Below are 5,032 nucleotides of genomic sequence, written 5' to 3'. Positions count from 1 at the left end.
CGGCCGACATGCCGGCCGATCTGCAGGCCGAGGCGACCGGTGTCGATGCACCGGCCGAGGCGGTCGAGCCGGTTGCCGGCGAAGTAGCCGCACCGGCCTCCGCGCACGAAGCGCACGCTGAACCGGCAGAGCCGGCCGAACCCGTGCTGCCGGCCGCCACGACGATCTCGTCGGCACCGCCGGCGATCGTCGACCGCCGGATCGACTGCATCGTGCCGATCCGTCTCGGCGGGTCGCTGCCGGGCGACAAGATCCTGCCGGCCGCACAGCGGCTGCGCCGCGCGGGCAGCAAGCCCGTGCACATCGAAGGCAAGCCGGAAGGCGGCCAGTGGGAGTTGCTGCAGAACGGCGTGCGCTACGAGGAACTGCGCGCGGCCGCGCAGCTCGCGAACCGCAGTGGCGCGCTGAACGAGCTCGAGTTCTCCGAATTCGTGACGGGCGTCCAGCAGTTCGCCGACGCGATCGACGGTGCGCCGGAATTCCCGGACATGATGGAAACGGTCGCGATGGCGCGCGAGCTCGACGCGTTTGCCGCGCAATGCGACGCGCAACTGTCGATCAACGTGATGTCGGACGGCGCGCCGTGGTCGGCGAACTACGTGCAGGCGGTCGCATCGCAGGACGGGCTGCTGCTGTCGCGCGACGGCACGCGTTTCGTGAAGCTCGACGCGAAGCAGAACCCCGTGTTCATGCTGCAGTTCGGCGACACGAACTTCCTGCGTGACGACCTCACGTACAAGGGCGGCAACATGATCACGCTGGTGCTCGACGTGCCGGTCGCCGAAGAGGACATCCTGCCGTTCCGGCTGATGTGCGATTACGCGAAGTCGCTGTCCGAGCGGATCGGCGCGCGGGTCGTCGACGATTCGCGGCGGCCGCTGCCGGAATCGACGCTGGCCGCGATCGATCAGCAACTGATGAAGCTGTACGCGAAGCTCGAGGAAGCCGGCATCCCGGCCGGTTCGCCGGTCACGCGCCGCCTCTTCAGCCAGTAACGCGAATGGGCGGACGGCGGGCGCCGATGCCGCCGTTCGTCGCTGCAGCGCACACCTTGCTGTTTGCGCTGCAGCACGCGCATCGGGCGCGCATTGCACGCCCCGCCACGGCGGCAAACTGAGATAATCTGGCATCCGATTTTCTCAGAACGAATCTGCCGCCAGCATGGCCCGAACCCAAGCCGAACCGCCAGCCAGCCAGCCCGACATGCGCGCCGCGTGGCTGCGTGATCAACTCGAGCGGGCGAACTACGCCTACTACGTGCTCGACCAGCCGGATCTGCCCGACGCCGAATACGACCGGCTGTTCCGCGAACTGCAGCAGCTCGAAACCGACCATCCCGAACTCGTGACGCCCGATTCGCCGACGCAGCGCGTCGGTGGCGAGGCGGCCGGCGGCTTTACGCCGGTCGTCCATGATGCGCCGATGCTGTCGCTGAACAACGGTTTCGCCGACGAGGACATCGCCGCATTCGACAAGCGTGTCGCCGACGCGCTCGACAAGACGACCGATCTCGCCGGCTCGGTGACGGAGCCGGTCGAATACGCATGCGAACTGAAGTTCGACGGCCTCGCGATCTCGCTACGCTACGAGCAGGGCGTATTCGTGCAGGCGTCGACGCGCGGTGACGGGACGACGGGTGAGGACGTGACCGAGAACGTGCGCACGATCCGCTCGATTCCGCTGAAGCTGAAGGGCAAGAACGTGCCGGCCGTGCTCGACGTGCGCGGCGAGGTGCTGATGTTCAAGCGCGATTTCGCACGCCTGAACGACCGCCAGCGCGCGGCCGAGCAGCGCGAATTCGCGAACCCGCGCAACGCGGCGGCCGGCAGCCTGCGCCAGCTCGACTCGAAGATCACCGCGCAGCGCCCGCTGTCGTTCTTCGCGTACGGGATCGGCGTGCTCGACGGGATGCCGATGCCCGATACGCACAGCGCGCTGCTCGACTGGTACGAGTCGCTCGGCCTGCCCGTGAACCGCGAGCGCGCGGTCGTGCAGGGCGCCGAAGGCTTGCTCGACTTCTTCCGCAAGGTCGGCGAGAAGCGCGAGTCGCTGCCGTACGACATCGACGGCGTCGTCTACAAGGTCAACCGGCGCGACGAGCAGGAGCGCCTCGGCTTCGTGTCGCGCGCGCCGCGCTTTGCGCTCGCACACAAGTTCCCCGCGCAGGAAGCGCTGACCAAGCTCGTCGCGATCGACGTGCAGGTCGGCCGCACGGGCGCGATCACGCCGGTCGCGCGTCTCGAGCCCGTGTTCGTCGGCGGCGCGACCGTCACCAACGCGACGCTGCACAACGAGGACGAGGTGCGCCGCAAGGACATCCGGATCGGCGATACCGTGATCGTGCGCCGCGCGGGCGACGTGATCCCCGAGGTGGTTGGCGCACTGCTCGACCGGCGCCCGGCCGATGCTGCCGAATTCGTGATGCCGACCGAATGCCCGGTGTGCGGCTCGAAGATCGAGCGCCTGCCGGACGAGGCGATCGCGCGCTGCACGGGCGGCCTGTTCTGCCCGGCGCAGCGCAAGCAGGCGCTGTGGCACTTCGCGCAGCGCCGCGCGCTCGACATCGACGGGCTCGGCGAGAAGATCATCGACCAGCTCGTCGAGCTGAATCTCGTGCGCACGCCGGCCGACCTGTTCAATCTCGGCTTTGCGACGCTCGCCGAGCTCGACCGGTTCGCCGAGAAGTCGGCACAGAATCTGCTCGACTCGCTCGAGAAGGCGAAGCATACGACGCTCGCGCGCTTCATCTACGGGCTCGGTATCCGTCATGTGGGCGAATCGACCGCGAAGGATCTCGCGAAGCATTTCGGCTCGCTGACGCCGATCATGGACGCATCGGTCGAAGAACTGCTCGAAGTCAACGACGTCGGGCCGATCGTCGCCGAGTCGCTCCATCAGTTCTTCGCGGAAGAGCACAACCGGACCGTGATCGAGCAATTGCGTGCGCCGGGCAAGGTGACGTGGCCGGAAGGGCCACCCGCGCCGAAGGCGCCGCAGGGCGTGCTGGCCGGCAAGACGGTCGTGCTGACGGGCACGCTGCCGACGCTCACGCGCGATGCCGCGAAGGAAATGCTCGAAGCGGCGGGCGCGAAGGTGGCCGGTTCGGTATCGAAGAAGACGGATTACGTGGTCGCGGGCGCCGAAGCCGGCAGCAAGCTCGTGAAGGCCGAGGAACTCGGCATCCCCGTGCTGGACGAAGACGGTCTGCACCAACTCCTGGAGGGCAATACGCCATGATTCGCGAGATCCTGAAGATGGGCGATCCGCGCCTGCTCGAAATCGCCAAGCCGGTCGAGCGGTTCGATACCCCCGAACTGCACGAGATCGTCGCGGACATGTTCGAGACGATGCACCATGCGAACGGCGCCGGGCTGGCCGCACCGCAGATCGGCCTCGGGCTGCAGATCATCATCTTCGGCTTCGGCAACAACAACCGCTACCCGGACGCGCCGCCGGTACCCGAGACCGTACTGATCAACCCGAAGGTCGAGTACATGCCGCCGGACATGGAAGAGGGCTGGGAAGGCTGCCTGTCGGTGCCGGGCATGCGCGGTGTCGTCAGCCGCTACGCGAAGGTGCGCTACAGCGGCTTCGACCAGTTCGGCGAGAAGATCGATCGCGTTGCCGACGGTTTTCACGCACGCGTCGTCCAGCACGAATACGACCACCTGATCGGCAAGCTGTATCCGATGCGGATCACCGACTTCACGCGCTTCGGCTTCACGGAAGTGCTGTTCCCGGGGCTCGATCCGGCTTCCGACGACTGATTCGGAGGCTCACCCGGCGCTTTCCCGGCTTCTCGCAGGAAACAAAAAAGCCCGCTTGCGCGGGCTTTTTCATTGCGTGGCGCATGTGTGTGCGCCCGCGGTCAGAACGTCTCGTCGGCCGACAGATAGCGCCATTGGCCCTGCGGCAGTGCGCCGAGCATCACGCGGCCCATCCGTACGCGCTTCAGGCCGATCACGTCGAGGCCTACCAGTTCGCACATGCGGCGAATCTGGCGTTTCTTGCCTTCGCGCAGCACGAAGCGCAACTGCTCGCCGTTCTGCCAGCTCACCATCGCGGGCTTCAGCGCGACGCCGTCGAGCTCGAGGCCGTGGCGCAGCTTCGCGAGCGATTCGGCGGGGAAGTGCTGGTCGATGTCGATGAGCCGCTCGCCGAAACGCACGCGCACCAGGTACTCCTTGTCGATATCCGACTGCTCGCCGATCAGCTGCTTCGCGATCACGCCGTTCTGCGTCAGCACGAGCAGGCCGGTCGAATCGATGTCCAGGCGGCCGGCCGGCGCAAGCGCGTGCAGATGCTGCGGCGAGAAGCGCACCGGCGAATGGTCGCCGCTCCAGCGGTTCTGGCGCGTGATCAGCACGGCTGCGGGCTCGTAGCCATCTTCCGCCTGGCCCGACACATAGCCGACCGGCTTGTGCAGCAGGATCGTCACTTGCGCGGCCTGCGCAGCGCTCGCGCGTTCGTCGATCTCGATCTTCTGGTCGGCGCGTACCTTGGTGCCGAGCGTGTCGATGCGTTCACCGTCGACGAGGACCCAGCCCTTTTCGATCCATTCGTCGGCTTCGCGGCGCGAACACATGCCGAGCTCGGACATCCGTTTCGACAGGCGCATCAGGCCCGATTCGTCGCCGTAGTCGACGTCGGCCGCGGCGCGCTTGACCGGTTGCGCGCTCTTGACCGCGCCGAACGAGCGGCGCTCGCCGTCGCGTGCGGGCCGGGCCGGGCGGTCGGCGAAGCTGCGCTTCGCACCTTCGCCGGCTGGCTTGTCGCGATACGACGGGCGTTTGCCGTCGTCGGCGCCTGCGCGGCGCGGGCGGTCATCGTCGTTGCGGCGCGGCGGGTGATCGGACGACGTACGGCGGTCGCCGAAGCTGCGCTTCGCGCCTTCGCCGGATGCGTTGTCGCGATACGGCGTGCGTGCGCCGCCTTCGCCTCCTGCGCGACGCGGACGCGATTCGTCATCACGGCGCGGCGGGCGATCGGACGACGTGCGACGGTCGCCGAAGCTGCACTTTGCGCCTTCGCA

At 67.6% G+C, this 5,032-nt stretch carries 4 protein-coding genes; 3 read left to right on the top strand and 1 reads right to left on the bottom strand.

The genetic code is table 11. From position 1 onward, the window contains the following. From G3N93_RS34155 to def, 3 genes are all read left to right on the top strand, one after another. Positions 1 to 995, top strand: a 995-nt coding sequence (locus G3N93_RS34155) for a cell division protein ZipA C-terminal FtsZ-binding domain-containing protein (RefSeq protein ID WP_206134950.1), incomplete at its 5' end; no start/stop codon positions are given. A 166-nt stretch (positions 996 to 1,161) separates the two neighbouring features. Further along, the gene (gene ligA / locus G3N93_RS34150) at positions 1,162 to 3,237 is read left to right on the top strand and encodes an NAD-dependent DNA ligase LigA (RefSeq protein WP_206134949.1); all 2,076 of its coding nucleotides are present in this window, start codon (positions 1,162 to 1,164) and stop codon (positions 3,235 to 3,237) included. Beyond that, positions 3,234 to 3,767: a peptide deformylase gene (gene def / locus G3N93_RS34145; RefSeq protein WP_174944501.1), complete on the top strand. Its 534-nt coding sequence runs from the start codon at positions 3,234 to 3,236 to the stop codon at positions 3,765 to 3,767. Before ligA ends, def begins: the two co-directional genes overlap by 4 nt. A 101-nt stretch (positions 3,768 to 3,868) precedes the next feature. Here the strand turns inward: def and G3N93_RS34140 are convergent. Next, positions 3,869 to 5,032: pseudouridine synthase (locus G3N93_RS34140; RefSeq protein ID WP_206134948.1), on the bottom strand; the 1,164-nt coding region annotated here is incomplete at its 5' end.

The organism is Burkholderia sp. Se-20378 (assembly GCF_017104665.1).
Lineage (GTDB): Bacteria > Pseudomonadota > Gammaproteobacteria > Burkholderiales > Burkholderiaceae > Burkholderia > Burkholderia lata.
The sequence above is the reverse complement of the archived record's forward strand: the minus strand, read 5'-3'. Positions and strand labels throughout refer to the sequence as shown.